18 protein-coding genes are annotated in these 17,284 nt (G+C 38.9%); 11 read left to right on the top strand and 7 right to left on the bottom strand.

The genetic code is table 11. The annotated features are described in order from the left end of the window. Positions 1-677: 677 nt before the first annotated feature. Positions 678-1,034, bottom strand: a complete 357-nt coding sequence (acpS, locus tag ACFSBH_RS16030) for a holo-ACP synthase (protein WP_251517915.1) — start codon at positions 1,032-1,034, stop codon at positions 678-680. 115 nt (positions 1,035-1,149) lie between these two features. On the opposite strand from acpS, the gene ACFSBH_RS16025 reads away from it, so the two are divergent. The 3 genes from ACFSBH_RS16025 to ACFSBH_RS16015 all read left to right on the top strand — a co-directional run bounded on the left by ACFSBH_RS16025 (position 1,150) and on the right by ACFSBH_RS16015 (position 3,915). Beyond that, positions 1,150-1,917: a rhomboid family intramembrane serine protease gene (locus ACFSBH_RS16025; RefSeq protein WP_379598569.1), complete on the top strand. Its 768-nt coding sequence runs from the start codon at positions 1,150-1,152 to the stop codon at positions 1,915-1,917. 104 nt (positions 1,918-2,021) lie between these two features. Then, complete coding sequence (locus ACFSBH_RS16020) at positions 2,022-2,501, top strand: PH domain-containing protein (RefSeq protein WP_251517374.1); 480 nt, start codon at positions 2,022-2,024, stop codon at positions 2,499-2,501. Positions 2,502-2,538: 37 nt separating this feature from the next. Further along, positions 2,539-3,915, top strand: a complete 1,377-nt coding sequence (locus ACFSBH_RS16015; RefSeq protein WP_379598567.1) for a PH domain-containing protein — start codon at positions 2,539-2,541, stop codon at positions 3,913-3,915. A 25-nt stretch (positions 3,916-3,940) separates the two neighbouring features. On the opposite strand, the gene cshA is transcribed toward ACFSBH_RS16015, so the two are convergent. Together cshA and ACFSBH_RS16005 are read right to left on the bottom strand one after the other, a co-directional pair. Then, positions 3,941-5,377: a degradosome RNA helicase CshA gene (cshA, locus tag ACFSBH_RS16010; RefSeq protein WP_251517379.1), complete on the bottom strand. Its 1,437-nt coding sequence runs from the start codon at positions 5,375-5,377 to the stop codon at positions 3,941-3,943. 274 nt (positions 5,378-5,651) lie between these two features. After that, entirely contained in the window at positions 5,652-5,828 is a 177-nt protein-coding gene (locus tag ACFSBH_RS16005; protein ID WP_251517381.1) for a hypothetical protein, read from the bottom strand. A gap of 87 nt (positions 5,829-5,915) precedes the next feature. On the opposite strand from ACFSBH_RS16005, the gene ACFSBH_RS16000 reads away from it, so the two are divergent. Next, positions 5,916-6,824 (top strand): DMT family transporter, encoded by a 909-nt coding sequence (locus tag ACFSBH_RS16000; protein WP_251517383.1) that lies wholly within the window; start codon positions 5,916-5,918, stop codon positions 6,822-6,824. A gap of 20 nt (positions 6,825-6,844) precedes the next feature. Further along, entirely contained in the window at positions 6,845-7,705 is an 861-nt protein-coding gene (locus tag ACFSBH_RS15995) for a DegV family protein (protein WP_251517385.1), read from the top strand. Positions 7,706-7,783: 78 nt separating this feature from the next. On the opposite strand, the gene ACFSBH_RS15990 is transcribed toward ACFSBH_RS15995, so the two are convergent. From ACFSBH_RS15990 to ACFSBH_RS15980, 3 genes are all read right to left on the bottom strand, one after another. Then, entirely contained in the window at positions 7,784-8,476 is a 693-nt protein-coding gene (locus tag ACFSBH_RS15990) for an alpha/beta hydrolase (RefSeq protein WP_251517387.1), read from the bottom strand. A 124-nt stretch (positions 8,477-8,600) separates the two neighbouring features. Further along, positions 8,601-8,963: a YppG family protein gene (locus ACFSBH_RS15985; protein ID WP_251517389.1), complete on the bottom strand. Its 363-nt coding sequence runs from the start codon at positions 8,961-8,963 to the stop codon at positions 8,601-8,603. A 91-nt stretch (positions 8,964-9,054) separates the two neighbouring features. After that, positions 9,055-9,300: a glutaredoxin domain-containing protein gene (locus ACFSBH_RS15980; RefSeq protein WP_251517390.1), complete on the bottom strand. Its 246-nt coding sequence runs from the start codon at positions 9,298-9,300 to the stop codon at positions 9,055-9,057. A 273-nt stretch (positions 9,301-9,573) separates the two neighbouring features. Here ACFSBH_RS15980 and ACFSBH_RS15975 point away from each other — a divergent pair, with 273 nt between their 5' ends. The 5 genes from ACFSBH_RS15975 (at position 9,574) to ACFSBH_RS15955 (ending at position 14,827) form a co-directional block, all read left to right on the top strand. Next, positions 9,574-10,536, top strand: a complete 963-nt coding sequence (locus tag ACFSBH_RS15975) for a phosphate/phosphite/phosphonate ABC transporter substrate-binding protein (RefSeq protein ID WP_379598563.1) — start codon at positions 9,574-9,576, stop codon at positions 10,534-10,536. 249 nt (positions 10,537-10,785) lie between these two features. After that, positions 10,786-11,562 (top strand): phosphonate ABC transporter ATP-binding protein, encoded by a 777-nt coding sequence (gene phnC / locus ACFSBH_RS15970; protein ID WP_251517393.1) that lies wholly within the window; start codon positions 10,786-10,788, stop codon positions 11,560-11,562. Continuing rightward, positions 11,559-12,374: a phosphonate ABC transporter, permease protein PhnE gene (gene phnE, locus ACFSBH_RS15965; protein WP_251517395.1), complete on the top strand. Its 816-nt coding sequence runs from the start codon at positions 11,559-11,561 to the stop codon at positions 12,372-12,374. Before phnC ends, phnE (ACFSBH_RS15965) begins: the two co-directional genes overlap by 4 nt. Further along, on the top strand, positions 12,374-13,177 hold the full coding sequence (gene phnE / locus ACFSBH_RS15960; protein ID WP_251517396.1) for a phosphonate ABC transporter, permease protein PhnE: 804 nt from the start codon (positions 12,374-12,376) through the stop codon (positions 13,175-13,177). The genes phnE (ACFSBH_RS15965) and phnE (ACFSBH_RS15960) overlap by 1 nt, the downstream gene beginning before the upstream one ends. Before the next feature lie 75 nt (positions 13,178-13,252). Beyond that, positions 13,253-14,827 (top strand): bifunctional metallophosphatase/5'-nucleotidase, encoded by a 1,575-nt coding sequence (locus ACFSBH_RS15955; RefSeq protein ID WP_251517398.1) that lies wholly within the window; start codon positions 13,253-13,255, stop codon positions 14,825-14,827. A gap of 60 nt (positions 14,828-14,887) precedes the next feature. Here the strand turns inward: ACFSBH_RS15955 and ACFSBH_RS15950 are convergent, their stop codons facing one another. Further along, positions 14,888-15,247, bottom strand: a complete 360-nt coding sequence (locus ACFSBH_RS15950) for a YciI family protein (protein ID WP_251517401.1) — start codon at positions 15,245-15,247, stop codon at positions 14,888-14,890. Between the two features lie 307 nt (positions 15,248-15,554). Between ACFSBH_RS15950 and ACFSBH_RS15945 the strand changes: the two genes are divergently transcribed. Next, complete coding sequence (locus ACFSBH_RS15945; RefSeq protein WP_251517403.1) at positions 15,555-17,126, top strand: BCCT family transporter; 1,572 nt, start codon at positions 15,555-15,557, stop codon at positions 17,124-17,126. Positions 17,127-17,284: the final 158 nt, after the last annotated feature.

Below are 17,284 nucleotides of genomic sequence, written 5' to 3'. Positions count from 1 at the left end.
AAGGCAATCCTTTCGGTTAATGAATGTTGCACATCATGCTTAGGTTTAGATATTAAAAAGAGGTATTGCTGGAAATAAGGATTGCTTTTGGCATATTCCAGCCATTCAACTTTCTTGTTTGAAAACTTGATTCGTCAAGGTGGTCAGTTCCCTTTTTCACGAAGGAAACCCTCTTATCTTTAGAGAACCTGAGACGCGTAGGTGCTTTCTAGATATTTTCACCTTCATTTTCGCAACCCTGGTCTCCACTCCTAAATTTAAAGGCTTTTTTTATAGCTTCTTCTACATTGGAAGCCAGAAGGATATAAATCGGAATTGGCTTATAACATGTAATATTGATTGCAATTCTTATCACTTAACTTCATCTCTTCCAATCAATGAATCATTCTATAAGCCCAATCTGATCACCTTCAGGCAAACTGACTCTGGTGCTGCATAGTAAATCGCGACATAAGAGTAGACGTGCGTATACTCTGCGTAGTAGCTTCTTAAAATTAGAGTACATAGCTAAACTGATTGATATGTTGCTTAAGCAATTCCTACTTTTCAACCGAAATTCTGCAAGGTGCTTGTCAATCTCGTACTTTTCCTTTGCGGTGACAATATCAATTAGTTCCCTCTTGCCCGCATTAAAATACTATGAGACAACTATTTGGTTTATGCAGATTCTTGTCCTGTTAATCTTGAATAATCACTTGAGCGACGGCATATTGCTTACTGTGGCTGATGGAAAGGAAAAAGGTGTATTCTTCATATCCTTCTACTACAATATATGGAGCCCCTTGTTGATCATTCATCACTTCAATATGTTGAAAGCTAAGTTTGCCTATCCCTGTACCCAAGGCTTTTGCGCATGCCTCTTTTGCTGCGAATCTTCCAGCTAAATATTCTATTCGTCTTCTCTTATTGTCAAAGAAAGCATATCTTTCTAGTTCTCTTTCTGTTAAAACCCGTTCCGCCAATCGATCACTTTTTTCAATACTGTTATGAATTCGTTCCAACTCGATAATATCGATTCCAATTCCTTTAATCATCGCCATATCTCCTCTGATAAAAATAGTAGCTATTGTTGGTCATATCCTAAAGTTTTATTTATTATAATATTATCTAAGCTTTCTTGGAAACTAAATAAGCAGGAGGATTCCTTCATTGTTCATACGAAATGAAAGAAGTATCAAGGAATTTATAAAACTATATCCTATTGTCTCGACAATAGTAATCATCAATCTCGTTCTCTGGCTGATTATCAATTTTCTACGGCTCCCCATTGGTATGGAAATCCGTAATTTTGGAATAGGCTATAATCTGTTGGTCGCCATGGGTGAATATTGGCGATTAGCCACTCCGATATTTTTACACGGCGATACAGCACATGTGCTGTTCAATTCATTTGCCCTCGTTATCTTCGGACCAGCATTAGAGCAAATGGTTGGTAAAACAAGATTTATTTTAGCCTACCTAGTCACAGGGATCATCGGAAATATTGCAACGTATTTATTTGAGCCATTGCAATATTTCCATCTGGGTGCATCTGGAGCAATTTACGGTTTATTTGGAATTTATATTTTTATGGTTTTATTCCGCAAGCATCTACTTGATTATGGCAGTTCACAGATGGTGGTGACCATCTTCATCGTTGGTGTGCTTATGTCTTTTGTAGGAGGAAACATCAATATTATTGCGCATTTAGGCGGCTTTGCGGGTGGGTTCATGATTGCTCCAGTTGTACTCCGTAGCATCCGACCATTTTCACCTTGGAGATCTTACCAACACCATTATCCGGAAAACGATGGCGATGTAAGCTTTGACCCGAACCGCTGGAATAAAAAGAGAATCATACCGGCGAGCATCCGAAAAAATTGGCTTTGGATTATTATTGGTCTCCTTGCTATAATCGGTCTGTTCAGCAGATTCTAAGAAAGAGCCTTGGGCGAACACGCCCGGGCTTTTTTAACGTTATGAAACTTTTATTGATTACTATTCGTACTATCATTTAGTTAAAACAGAGTAGGTGATAAATCATGAGACAACCTCCACAACATCTAATCGATCCACGAGCATTAAAAGTCTGGAAAATCAGTGCCGTATTATATACCGGTATCATTTGGGTATTGCTGATAGTAGGAGCCATTCTAACCATCATCAATGATTGGTCTATGCTCTACATCATCATTTCCATATTCCTCCATGGAATAATCAGTTATCTTTTTATATTTCTTTTTCCTAAACTGCGGTATAGGCGCTGGCGATACGAAATCTTTGAACAAGAGATTTATATTCAACATGGAATATTTATTATGACTCGAACTCTCGTGCCCATGATTCGGGTTCAACATGTGGATACAGAGCAAGGTCCACTGATGAAGAAATATCATGTGGCAAGTGTCTCTATTTCTACAGCTGCAACGACGCATGTAATTCCAGCACTTTCTGAAGATGATGCCTCCGATTTAAGAGATCGTATCTCACAACTTGCAAGGGTAGATGAAGATGATGTATAACAAGAAACGACTTCATCCAGCGGCTATAATTTTCAATATGGCTAAACCAATAAAAGAATTCTTTTTCTATTTCATTGTCATCATGTTTGCTGGTGATTTATTCATATTTTTTATTTTTCTTGGAATCTTTTTAGTTCTGAATTTGATTTATGCGGTTCTCACCTGGCACCGTTATTCCTATTATGTTACAGATGAAGCTTTATGGATTGAGTACGGCATCTTCAAACGAACAAAGCGTTCTATTGCAAAAAACCGAATTCAATCCATTGATTTAACGGAGAGTGTTTTACACCGATTATTTAAACTTACCAGCATACAAATCGAAACAGCAGCAGGTGGCGGTTCAAAAGCCGAAGCTACTTTACGGGCTGTTACTCTGGAAGAGGGGAAAAGATTAACAGAAACATTAAAAGAGAGTCAAGAACAGGAATTAGAACTTCTGGAAGAACAAGCACCAATCATGAAAAAAATCACTTTCCAACGCTTATTACTAGCGGGTATCACTTCTGGAGGAGTAGGTCTGATTATCGGATTCCTTGTCGCTGGTTTAGTGGAAATTGAAGAATTGATTCCTGAAAATATATACGATGAAACGTTGGAATGGCTCTTATCTGCGAGTATTTTCCTACTAATAATAGTGGTTCTGATGCTTATGCTTGCTGTTTACTTAATCAGCGTGATATGGGTTATCATCCGTTATGGAAACTTTACCATTAAACGATCAGAAAACGAATTAATCATTACAAGAGGCTTACTGGAAAGAAAGCAGCTGACTATTCCATTCGATCGGATCCAAGCTGTCGGCATCGAGGAAAATATTATCCGTCAAGCTTTCGGTTATGCGTCTGTGTTTGTGGAAATTGCCGGAAGTAAAACAGGTGACCAAATTGCAGACTCAACTATATTATTTCCTTTATTACAAACTAGGGAAATCCCAGCGTTTATGGAAGAGTTTGTTCCGAAGTTCATATGGAATGAAGATGTGGATTGGGTCAAGCCACCGGCATCCGCTTCACCGTTGTATCTGATCCGATCAAGCACCATTTTTGTACTTGCAATCATCCCTGTGTTCATTTTCTTCCCTTCCTTTGTTTGGATTCCAATCGTACTGTCCGGGCTAGCTTTGTTTATGGGCTGGCTGGGCTATAAAGATGCTGGTCTATATGTAAATGATAACAGGCTTTTCATCCGTTACCGGCGGATCACTCGTGTCACTGTCCAGCTATACCACAAGCGGGTTCAGGCTTTCGAAAAAAGACAGAATGTCTTGCAAAGAAGACTTCATTTGGCTACCATGAAGGCATCCATCATTAGCCACGTAGGTGGCAGACATTTTCATATAAATGATGTGATTGAAAACGAAATAGATCAGGTAAGTGATAAATTGGCATATAGAAAAAAAGGTTCCATCTAATGGAACCTTTTTTAAATTTACTTGATTAATCACGTTTACGGCGTTTTTGGAAGTTACCTTTACGGTTGTTTCTTCCCCCACCATAAAAACGTTTATTCTTGGAACGCTGTCCGCCACCTTTAGAATTCATTGCCTTCTTCACACTGATAGGAGCGACTGATGAGATGCGGACCGGTGTATCTCTTCGTTCTTTTGTCAATAAGCTGATTGCAGCAGCAATTACAGTTACTGAATCATGATCCTCCAAGAGTTGTTGTGCTGATTCCTTATAAGAACTTAGATCCTTTTTACTGATTGCTTTTTCAAGTTTTTCAATAGTAACTTGCTGTTGTCCACGTCTTGCATCTTGATTCGTCGGTGGAGTCATACGTTTCATTTTACTTTTTGTCGTTTTTTCGATGAGATGCAAGTGCGCCATTTCTCTAGGCGTCACAAAGGAAATAGCTTCCCCTGTTCTTCCGGCACGGCCTGTACGACCGATACGGTGTACATAGCTTTCTGGATCTTGTGGTATATCAAAGTTATATACATGAGTAACTCCAGAAATATCCAATCCACGAGCAGCTACATCTGTTGCAACTAGCACATCCACACGGCCTTGTTTGAACTTATTCAAAACAGACATACGTTTACCTTGTGTAAGATCTCCGTGAATCCCTTCAGAACGATAGCCTCTAGCTTGTAAACCTTCTGTAACTTCATCCACACGTTTTTTCGTTCTAGCGAAAACGATCGCCAAGTCTGGTGAATGGATATCCAAGTGGTTGTTCAATGTATCGAACTTGAATTTCTCTGGTATTTCGATGAAAAATTGTTCGATATTCGTAACTGTCATTTCTTTTGCTTTAATCTTAACCTCTTTAGGTTCCTTCATCAATGTTGTTGCGATATTTCTAATTTCCTTTGGCATCGTCGCCGAGAAAAGCAACGTTTGTCTTTCCTCTGGAATCGCCTTTAAAATATCGCGGATATCATCGATGAAGCCCATGTTCAACATTTCGTCCGCTTCATCTAAAACTGCAACTTTCACATGATCAACACGAATCGTTCTTCTACGCAAGTGGTCAAGAAGTCTTCCCGGTGTTGCTACAACGATTTGTGGACCATCCTTAAGAGCACGAATTTGCCTATCCATTTGCTGGCCACCGTATACGGCTAAAGCACGAACTCCCATAAATCTTGCAATCCGGTTAATTTCCTCTGCAACCTGAATAGCTAATTCTCTTGTCGGTGCCACAACCAGACCTTGTACTTTACGAAGCTTTGCATCGATCCGTTCGATCATTGGTATACCAAAAGCTGTAGTCTTACCTGTTCCAGTTTGCGCTTGGCCGATTACGTCGTATCCTTCCTTGGCAAGAGGAATGGTCTCCGTTTGAATTGGCGTCGCTTCCTCAAAGCCCATCTGTTCTAACGCCTTCATAATCGGTGCTGAAATACTTAATTCACTAAATTTTGTCACCTAATAGTCTACTCCTTTTGTAGTAATTTATTTAGCTATAAGAGGCCGCTAGCTCGATCTTTCATCACTGAAAATCCTATTTAATCGTATACCCTACCTCTTTGCGGAATATGTCAAAAAAACACTAAATCTACTCAAGAAGGGTTTTAATATTTAAATGGGAAAGTATATTTTCTACCTGTTTATTTCATTATAAAAAGAACACTAGGCTTCCCTTTATCAATTCGGGGCCTCTAATTACTGCTTGTCTTATAATAACACACTTTTGCAATCATTATCCACTGCGCTTCTTTGGGATAACGACTATTAAATGATTTTTTTCCTCATCCATGATAAAATGGAGTAATAATATCAAGTACATGCAACGGACTTTCATTACAGTGAAACCAATAATCAGGAGGACAAGTACCTCCTCCAAGTTACTGGAACGAATTGGGGTGTCAGTGACCATCATCTCCCACCTATGTGACCTGGATATTACTTTATTCTTCAAGTCGGAGGTTAACGGACACTTACACCAGGGCAAAGGAGTTTTTGTATGCGCCTTCCTGCATTTAATCCTAAAGCAGCTTTATTTATTGGAGTAATTGCCATCTCCACTTCTGCAATTTTTGTCAGACTTGCTGAAGATGCACCTGCAGCAATCATTGCTTTTTACCGTTTACTTTTTGCTGTAATATTAATGTCTCCATTTATCTTTTACAAATACCGGCAAGAATTTAAAGAAATATCTTCAGCAAATTGGATTTTCTCCATTTTAGCTGGAATTTTTCTAGCATTGCACTTCATCTTATGGTTCGAATCATTGAACCATACATCTGTAGCAAGTTCTGTCGTATTTGTATCCATTCAACCGTTATTTGCTTTTCTAGGGACTTACTTGTTATTTCAGGAACGATTCTCTTATGGCACCATCATCAGTATGATTATTGCTCTATTTGGTGGCATCATTATCGGTTGGGGAGACTTGCAGTTAAATGGAACTGCAATACTTGGAGATATTCTGGCAATACTTGGTGCAGTTGCTATAACGGGTTATTTTTTGATCGGCCAATCAACAAGGAAAAGTTTATCTCTCATGACATATACCTTTATCGTATATGGAATCGCATCCATTACTCTTTTTCTTTACAATATAATTTTACAAAATCCCTTTACGGGGTATAGTACAACGAGTTGGTGGGCATTTTTAGCTTTGGCAGTCATTCCGACTTTCTTTGGACATTCCATTTTTAATTGGTGCCTACGCTGGCTAAGTACGACTACAGTATCAATGGCTGGCTTATTAGAGCCGGTAGGAGCATCCATTTTAGCTTACTTTTTCCTAAATGAAGTCGTTACTTGGTCACAATTCCTTGGTGGAACCATTGTAATTTTCGGATTGTATTTATTCATAATCAGTACCTCAAAAAAAGCGGGCATTACGATCTCGCAAAAGGTAAAATAAAATAGTTAGGCGGTGCCATTATGCAGATTCAGCTGATGACAGATGGTGGAGCGGATGTTCCACAACACTTAATCGAAAAACTCGAACTTGAAATCGTTCCTCTCTACTTACATTTTAGTGACGGAGAATACAAAACAGGAGTCACCTTAAATCTGAATGACTTTCATAAGAAGGTAAAAGATTTGAACGAGGTTCCTCAATCTGCGGCTCCAAGTCCCAATGATTTCTATGAAGCTTTTAAAAAGGTTCCTAAAGATCGATCCATCATGATGTTCAGCATCTCCAAGGAATTAAGCAGTACGTATCAAAATGCTGTAGCTGCCAAAGAAATGATTCTTGAAGAAGAACCTGAACGGAAGATTGCAGTCATTAATACGAAAACAGCGTCGGGGGCAATCGCCCTGCTTTTATATGACGTATATCTAAAAATAAAATCAGGATATACATTCGAAGAGGCCGTCAATCACGCAGAAGAACGCGTTGAAAGTACAGCAACCCTATTTGTTCTGCAAACCTTGGACAACCTTGTTCGTGGTGGCAGGGTATCAAAAGTGACTGGAAAAATTGCAAAAACATTAAACATCAAACTATTAATGAGAGCTAGTGACGAGGGAACCATTGAAGTCACTGAAAAAATACGTGGTGAGAAAAAAGCATTACGCCGCTTCATTGATCAGATCGGTGAATATGCCAAAAATACAGAAAGCAAACATTTATACATGACCCACTGCAACGATGAATCCAGAGCCAAGAAACTGCTAAATGAAATAAAAAGCAAATACCCATTTAAAGAGACTTTTCTCACTGAAATGGGCCCACTAATCGCAACCCATGGTGGAGAAGGTGCAATTGTAATTGCCTTCTTTAAAGATAGGAAATAATGTGTCCTTGAATAGACATGTGTAAATATCTATTTCCCCATGTAAAAAGAGTCTGCTTCATTTAAAAGCAGACTCTTTTTATTCATCTTTTTCCAAAAAGTCATGAACCATCACGTTAATTGTATCTTTATCGTCACCTAAACATAATAGATGCCTGGAACGGTCTAAGAGTACAATTTCCTTATACTCCGAATGAATCTCCTTATCAAGGTAATAGGCAGTTTTATAAGGAACCATGCTGTCCTGTTGGCCATGGGCAATCAATACTGGTGTATCGACATCCTTCAAATATGGTCTTGTAAAATTGATAAGCTTCATGAATTCGATGTTTGCTTTTATCGGAACTTGACCAAATTTTTTCTTATAATGGTTATATATTTTGTTATTCTCAAGTTCACCCTTCAAACCATCGCGAATAACTTCATGGATATCTGCTCTTATTTGTTTAAAGTCCAAATACTTCCCAGCAGTTGCAAGCAATACCAATTTGTCCACATTATATTTTGCAGCCAAATAGGCCGCAATCATTCCACCCATGGAAAACCCGACGATATATATTTCATCATACTTTGCAGTCATTTTTCTTAATGTATTCTCTGCATCTGTTATCCAATCTTTATAAGTGGTATTCTCTAAATGAAGTTCCTTACCATGTCCAGTTAAGGTCGGTGTCTCAATATGCCAGTCAGTTTGTTCCTTTAAATATTCAGCTAAAGGTCCTAACTCATATGGTCCACCTGTAAAACCATGGATCAATAAACAACCAATCATTCGTATCTCCTCTTTCACGATACATACGCTTTTTTCTTATAGTATCTGTCTGTATTTGATATTTATCCTTTAATTGTTGTTACGATGGAGGTCATTGTAGTATAGGAATAAAGCGTTTGAATGGCTATGCCCTAAATGCTCTAAACAATGAACTTAATTGTTTTACTATTGGTGACACTTGGTGATATGTGCTCGCAAGCTGATTTATTGTGCCCATCATTTTATCCAGATTCACTTGTCCATTTGAATCGGTAAATGCCCCAAGCATTCCAGGAGCAACATTTTGATTTTGGTTCGCCATATTGGGATCTTGATTTGCATATAATACATCCAATGGTTGTGGTGGTTTAGCGAATAGTTCATATGGAGTCATAGGTTGTTGTGGATGATAAGGTGTATGCATTTGGTAGGGCGGCATTTGTTGGGTAAATGGTGGCGACTGACGAAACTGGAAAGCTTGATGATAGTGTCTTGTTCTGTCATCCATAAATTAACACCTCTTTAAACAAACATTACGTATATACTATAAAATATGCAGAGGTGTCCTTAATTGTTATACCCAATGTTCAGTGTTCAAATCATACACTGTAGAGAGCACTTCGTATTTTTTCTTTTTGGTACCCCAAGATCGCACGCTTCTCACCTTTGATAAAGGTCGCGGGAGTACCGAAAATTCCTTTATTCTGTAATTCCTTCATATAGCCTCTTTCTCGCGATACATTTTTCACTTTATATGGGACATTATACGCTTCAATCAGCTCAATGACTTTCAAGCACTGTTTATTATTATCACTTACATAAACCACTACATCATGTTCTGTCATCCATTATTCCTCCAAACAATTTCTTATAACAAGAAAATATCTATAATTGTTCATACCCTTTCAAGCATGTTCTAAACAATTTTGAAGTCATATGCTTCATTCACATCCTGATTATTCAGGAAACCTTTACATGCCGTCCTTTCTGTCTTCTCCAATCAATTATTTACTTTTCTTAATTTCATGTAAAAGTCTTCAAAATAGACTAGATTTTTATCTGATAATAGTATTTAATAGGTTATGAAAGGTATTTTTTCAATTATTAGGAGGGTCATGATGAAAAAACTTTATAGTCTTTTGCTAATTTTAGCATTGGCGCTATTCCTTGCGGCTTGTGGAAGTTCTGATGACGCAGACAATAGCACAAACGACTCAGAGGAAACTGAAAATACTGAATCCGGTTCAGGAGATTCTGAAGGAACGGTACCCGATACAATCGTAATGGGATTTGTACCATCTCAAGATTCTGATACAATCGCTGAAACAGTAGAACCACTTGCTGAACGTCTGAGTGAAGAACTTGGAGTCGAAGTACAAGGTAATGTAATGACTAACTATAACGCATTAGTTGAAGCAATGGGATCAAATCAAGTACATATTGGATTCATTCCAGCATTCGGTTATGTTCTTGCTAATGAACAATATGATGTAGAGGTTATCTTAAAATCCATCCGTCATGGTTCAGGAACATACAAAGCACAATACATCGTCCGTGCAGATTCTGGAATTGAAAGCTTAGCAGATTTAGAAGGTAAAACTTGGGCATACGGTGACCAAGGTTCAACTTCTGGATACTTATTCCCAGCAAGCCAACTAATGGAAGAATTTGGCTACAATACTGCTGCGGAACTTGAAAGTGATTTCTTCGGCGGTACGCTTCAAACAGGAGGCCATGACAACTCTGCCATTGCCGTTCTTGAAGGGGATGCAGACGTTGCAACTACGTTTGACGATGTTCGTACTACTCTTGAAGAAGAATACCCAACAATCATGGATGATCTTGTCGTCTTAGATTACACAGATGAGATTCCTAACGATACGATCTCTGTTACTAAAGAACTTGATGATGAACTTGTGCAAAAAATCAAAGATGCATTCCTTTCATTCAACGAAGATGAAGAAATGATCAAAATCATGAATGATGTATACAACTGGGATGCTATTGATGAAGCATCTGACGAAGAATACCAAGTAGTTAAAGACACTTATCAAAAGTTCAAAGACAACATCGAACTTTAATCAGTGACAAAATAATATTCAACGCTTAATTAAGCGGAAAATAATAATCTTACCTATGAAAAAGGGGAGTACTTACTCCCCTTTTTCATGATTTACAAAATGGAATAAATACCGTGCTCATTAGCTTGCTATGGGACTGGTCGTGGCCAGTCTGAACAAAGTGAGCGACTATGGACTCTCCATACGTCGCTACACGGGCAATTTCGCTCTTGTGCTACTTTAAGACATACCTATTTATGGAGGAAAATAATGATTCAATTTAAAGATGTCGATCTTGTTTATCCAAATGGAACAGTCGGTTTAAAGAATGTAAACCTTACAATAAATGATGGAGAATTCGTTGTCGTTGTTGGTTTATCAGGAGCTGGAAAATCTACTCTCATCCGCAGTATCAATCGCTTGGTCACTCCAACCTCTGGAGAACTTTTAGTCGATAATGAAGATATCCTTAAATATCGGGGAAGCGACTTACGTAAACTCCGTACAAAAACAGGAATGATTTTCCAAAATTATAATTTAGTAAAACGCTCCAGTGTAATTAAAAACGTCCTCGCTGGCCGTTTAGGACATACAGGGACATTGCGATCCATTTTTAACGCATACAAAAAAGAAGATGTTGGACTTGCCTATGAAAGTTTGAAAAGAGTCAATATTGCAGAGAAAATATACAACCGTGCAGATGAACTTAGTGGCGGACAGCAGCAGCGTGTAAGCATCGCCCGTGTATTGACCCAACAGCCAAAATATATTTTAGCAGACGAGCCTGTAGCATCCCTGGACCCACCAACTTCACATCAAGTAATGACATATCTAAGAAAGATTAATAAAGAAGATAACCTAACTACTATTGTTAACCTCCATTTTATTGATATGGCAATGGAATATGCAGATCGTATTATTGGAATGCGTGCGGGCGAAGTAGTATTTGATGGCCCAGTGTCTGAAGTCACAGAAAAAACATTCGAAGAAATATATGGCCGTTCGATACGTGAGGATGACTTGCGTGGGGGGGCAGATCAGTCGTGACCAACGAAAAGAAAACAATAACGAACCGTGACGTCCCAGCAATTTACCCGGTAAAAACAAAAATACAAGTATCCGTGATTTTTTTCGTTGTACTAGCAATCTACCTTACTAGTATGACATGGACTCAATCCCAAATGGCAGGCGGCTTTACCGGTGCGTTAGGTAATATGTTTAATGTAATGGTGAAATTTTTCCCGCCAAACACCGCGGTTATTCCTGCAGTATGGGGGCCAATGGTCGAAACCATTCAAATGGCAATTATCGCCACTACCGTTGCAGCGATTTTAACCGTTCCATTAGCTCTATTAGCTGCAGAAAACGTAACTACCAACAAGCCTCTATACTTAATCACACGTACTTTCTTAAATATTTTGCGTACAATACCTGACTTAGTGTTGGCTGTAATATTTGTCGGTTTGTTTGGAATAGGTCTATTTCCTGGTATATTAGCACTTATTATTTTCTCTCTAGGAATTTTAGCAAAACTTATCAGTGAAACGATTGAAGCAGTAGACATGAACCCGATGGAAGCGATGCGTGCGTCTGGCGCCAATGTATTTCAGATGATTTGGTATGCGCTGATACCGCAAGTGTTGCCACAGTATGTATCACTTGTACTTTATGTTTTCGAAATCAACATTAGAGCGTCTGTTGTTTTAGGACTTGTTGGAGCTGGCGGAATCGGTTTAATCCTCAACCAACAACTCGGTTTCTATAACTATCCAAACGCAATGATGATCATCATTATTATCTTTATTGTTGTCATCGCTATTGAATATATCAGTACGAAGATTAGGGAGGCATTGATCTAATGGAAAAAGAATTTACATTACCTCCTAAACCGAAGAATTCTACTTTTAAGCTCATCCGTAATATTGTCATTACAGTGTTGGTCATAGCTTTATACGTATGGACGTTTACAAGTATCGATATCGATTGGGGACGAGCAATCGAACGTGCTGCCAACAACTTCCAACGGGTTATTCCACAATTATTCAGCCCTGATTGGAGTGCGACAGGAAAAGTTGCCCTTAGTATGTTAGAGACTGTATTCATTGCCTTCGCTGGCTCCTTAATGGCTGCAATTCTTGCTGTGCCTCTCGCTTTCCTGGCTGCAAGAAATATGATGGGCGGAGTCATTATTTCGACGATAGGTAAATGGATTCTTTCAGCAGTTCGTGCATTTCCAGATATCATCCTGGCAATTTTATTTGTTGTTGCTGTAGGACCGAATGCTTTTGCCGGGGTTCTAGCCATCGCAATCGGCTCGACTGGTATGCTTGGTAAAATGTTCGCTGAGATACTTGAAGGTATTGACATGAACGTTGTAGAAGCAATGGAAGCGAGCGGGGCAAATAAAATCCAGATCTTATTCCATGGTGTATTACCGCAGATTACACCAGAGTTCCTCTCTTATGCAATTTACCGATTTGAGGTTGATATCCGTGCCTCCTCCATCCTCGGTATTGTAGGTGCGGGTGGTATAGGTACATTAATTATCTTTGCTTCAAACAATCGAAATTGGAGCGAGATGGGAACCATATTACTGGCAATTATTCTCGTAGTTACTGTAATCGACTTCGCCTCTGCACGAATCAGACGCAAAATCGTCTAGAAGACCTTACTATTTTGAAATTAATAAGTCCCCAGGCAAACCCCTGTGGGACTTTTTTCGAAGGGAGTTATCTTTTTGCAACAAGAACAAATAACCATTCTTTATACAAGTGATATTCACGGCCATATACTTCCCATCAACTATGGGAACAACAAGCCAGAAGATATCGGCTTGGTTAAATATGCAACCATAGTAAAACAAGCACGACAGGCAAAGAAAAACTTGATTGTCCTTGATAATGGAGATCTCATTCAAGGAACTCCATTAATGACAAACTTTGTAAAGAACTATAGTTATAGAGAAAACCCTACGATTGGGATTATGAATCAATTGAACATAGATGCCGGAGTACTGGGAAACCATGAATTCAACTTCGGCAAGGATATTATATCTTCTGCAGTTGGACAAGCGGAGTACCCTATCCTATCCGCGAATATTTTGGATAGCGAGACCGAGAAACCTGCATTTGGTCCTCCCTATATCACCAAACAATTTTCCAATGGTATAAGACTTGCGATTATTGGAGTAACCACCCATTACATCCCTAATTGGGAATCCCCTGAACATATTAAGGGATTAAAATTTGCCGATGCCCTCGAAACATTAAAAAAATGGGCTGCCTATGTTAAGGTAAATGAAGCACCTGACGTCATCATCGCTTCCTATCATGGTGGATTTGAAGCTGATTTGGAAACAGGTACGCCAACTGAAATATATACAGGTGAAAATCAGGGTTATAAAATGTGCATGGAAATTCCGGAGATTGATGTGTTGTTGACCGGACACCAACACCGGAAACTGACAGGATTCATCAATGACGTACTTGTCATTCAACCTGGCAATAATGGAACACACTACGGAGAAGTTAGTTTACAACTTACTAAAAATGCTGAAGGCAAATGGCAGATTGCAAATAAGGAAGCATCCTTACATAACTTGGAGCAGGTAGAGAACGATGATGAAGTTCTCCATTATATTAATCCGCTTGAAAAAGCGACACAAGCATGGCTGGACGAACCTATTGGTTATATTAATGGCGATATGACGATTACTGATCCTTTGGAAGCACGGATCAAAAAGCATCCTTTCATCCAATTCATCCAAAATGTTCAGATGGAAGCAAGCGGGGCCGATATTTCTGTCACTTCGCTTTTGAACAATAATTCACTTGGTTTCACTTCCACAGTGACCATGAGGGATGTTGTTTCCAACTATATGTACCCGAATACACTCGTCGTACTGGAACTGAGTGGAAAAGATATAATAAAAGCTCTTGAACAGACCGCCCAATACTTTACATTAACAGACGCAGGTGAGATTACTGTCAATCCAGTCTACATTGAACCGAAGCCACAACATTATAATTATGACATGTGGGAAGGTATTGAATATACTTTTAACATTTCAAAACCAATGGGAGAACGCGTAGAACATGTCACATACCATGGAGAGCCGCTTATGGACGACAACACCTATAAAGTCGTACTCAATAATTACCGTGCATCCGGTGGTGGGGATTATGCAATGTTCCAAGGGAAAAAAGTTGTAAAGGAAATTCAAAAAGATGCCGTTGAATTGATCCAGGAGTATTTTGAGAAGTATCATATAGTAGAAGCAAAGACAGTGGATAATTTTAAAGTAATCAAATAATGTTTTACTTCATGGAGTGGGTCCTCTACTACCCACTCCTTTTCTTTTTCCTAAAACTAATTAAATAATCCCCAAATCCTTCTGTACCTTATGTTTATAGTCAATATACTCTTGATTGAAATTAGGGTTGATATTTTCATATTTGCTCATCTTGAAATCCCATTTATTGATCTGATAACAGAAAACATCACTTTTTACAGCTGGATCATTTTCTGCAAACTGTATTGCATCCTCTTCTTTCTCAACGTCGATTACAACAGCTCCTCCAACAGAACCTGCAAATGGACCAGCCATAATTACTTTGCCCTCGTTATAGCCTGATTGAACATATACTGCATGCTCTGGCATATAAGGCTGATTATGAAGAACTACACCTTCTATCCAATTTTTCGATGGAGTCAATAATATAAGATATCTCATTCCTATCTCCCCTTTTTATTTATTAGAATTACTCCTCCCAACTTATCATCGCCATCCTGTCCTGTAACGAGTTCAATAGCAGGATACCGCCTGTTGGTGATATCCATCTCCAACTCTCTCCCACACCTATTTCAATTCCTTTCTATCTCATACGAGGAAAACCTGCCTTCAGTTTCAACTCTTTAATCAAATAAAAAACCGATGATTGAATAAAGTAGACGCAAATAATGGATATTAACTAATACAGTGGATAAGAAATGATACAAATGCAAGATTAATCACAATACAAAGAGGATGAAACTGCATAATGGTCAAAAAAAGAAGGCAATTTTCAAGTGTTTTTACGTACGCTGCCATTGTTGTTGGGATACTGGTACTACTGGGTGCTTTTTTTCCAGATCGTTTTGGAAGTACAGCTGGTGCAATTAGTGACTGGATTTCAGCAACATTCGGTTGGTACTACATGACGATATTTACTCTGATTCTATTTTTTTGTGTGTTTTTAGGAGTCAGCCCTATTGGAAAACTAAAACTCGGTAGACCGAACGATAAACCAGAATTCAAAACATTATCCTGGTTGACAATGTTGTTTAGTGCAGGGATGGGAATAGGATTAGTATTTTATGGTTCCTCTGAACCAATTTCACATTACCTTGCTCCACCTACTGCCGACCCGGAGACCAAAGCTGCTCTGGCAGAAGCAATGCGTTCCACCATCTTACATTATGGATTTCATCCATGGGCTGTTTACGGAATCGTTGCCCTCGCATTAGCATACTCTCAGTTCCGTAAAGGAGAAGTAGGTTTAATCTCCAAAACGTTACGACCAATCTTAGGAGACCGAGTGGATGGAGCGCTCGGAATAATTGTTGATGTATTAACGGTATTCGTCACAGTAATTGGTGTGGCTGTTTCCTTAGGAATCGGGGCAATGCAAATTAACGGGGGCCTCAATTACCTCTTCGGTATCCCTTATGGTCAACTCAGCCAAGGAATCATTATCGCCATTGTCACTGTTTTATTCATCTATAGCGCATGGAGTGGTTTAAGTAAAGGGATCCAATATTTAAGTAATCTAAATATGGTATTAGCAGGGTTATTGTTTGCAGCCATCTTAATTCTTGGACCAACATTGACGATTCTCAATATGATGACGAGTGCAACCGGAGATTATTTAAATACGCTATTATACAATAGCTTGGATGTAGCTCCATTGAACGGGCAGAAACGAGAGTGGATGAATACCTGGACGATTTATTATTGGGGCTGGTGGATGAGTTGGAGTCCATTTGTCGGTATTTTCATTGCGAGGATTTCCCGGGGAAGAACGATTCGAGAATTTGTTTTTGGAGTATTAGTCGTTCCCACCCTAGTAAGTATATTCTGGTTTAGCGCCTTTGGCCTTACTGGAGTTGAAGTAGGGCAACAAGCGCCTCATATCTTTGAAATGCCGCCTGAAACACAACTGTTTGGTATTTTTAATGAATTACCCATGAGTTTTCTTTTCTCTATGTTTACATTAATACTCATTGCTTCATTTTTTATTACCTCTGCAGATTCAGCAACATTCGTACTCGGTATGCAGACTTCATTTGGTACTTTAAGTCCTGCTGGTTATATCAAAATCGTTTGGGGCGTAGGGCTTGCAGCTATCGCCTTTATACTGCTGTTATCAGGCGGGGAGACCGGGTTGACTGCGTTACAATCCGCCGCCATTATATCTGCATTGCCATTTAGTTTTGTCGTCATATTGATGGCACTCGCCTTTTATAAGGATGCCAATAGAGAAAGGGAATACTTAGGATTAACGATTAAACCTGATAAGAAAAGATTGGAAGAATATATAGAGAGAGTAAATGATGAACAAAATACAAAGTAAGAGCATAATAAATACCCTCCTGCCATTTACATGGAGGAGGGACTTACTTATATATAAATCGTACTTGGGCTTGTCAAATAAAGTGTGTAAGTTCCCATTTATTCAAGGTACTTTAACACCCTATCTTTCAGTTCATCATGAAGAAGAAGCTGGTTCAT

The sequence above is a fragment of the Oceanobacillus luteolus genome, assembly GCF_042678205.1.
Classification (GTDB): domain Bacteria; phylum Bacillota; class Bacilli; order Bacillales; family Amphibacillaceae; genus Oceanobacillus; species Oceanobacillus luteolus.
Note: the sequence above shows the minus strand (reverse complement) of the source record. Positions and strands in the feature narration are given on the sequence as shown.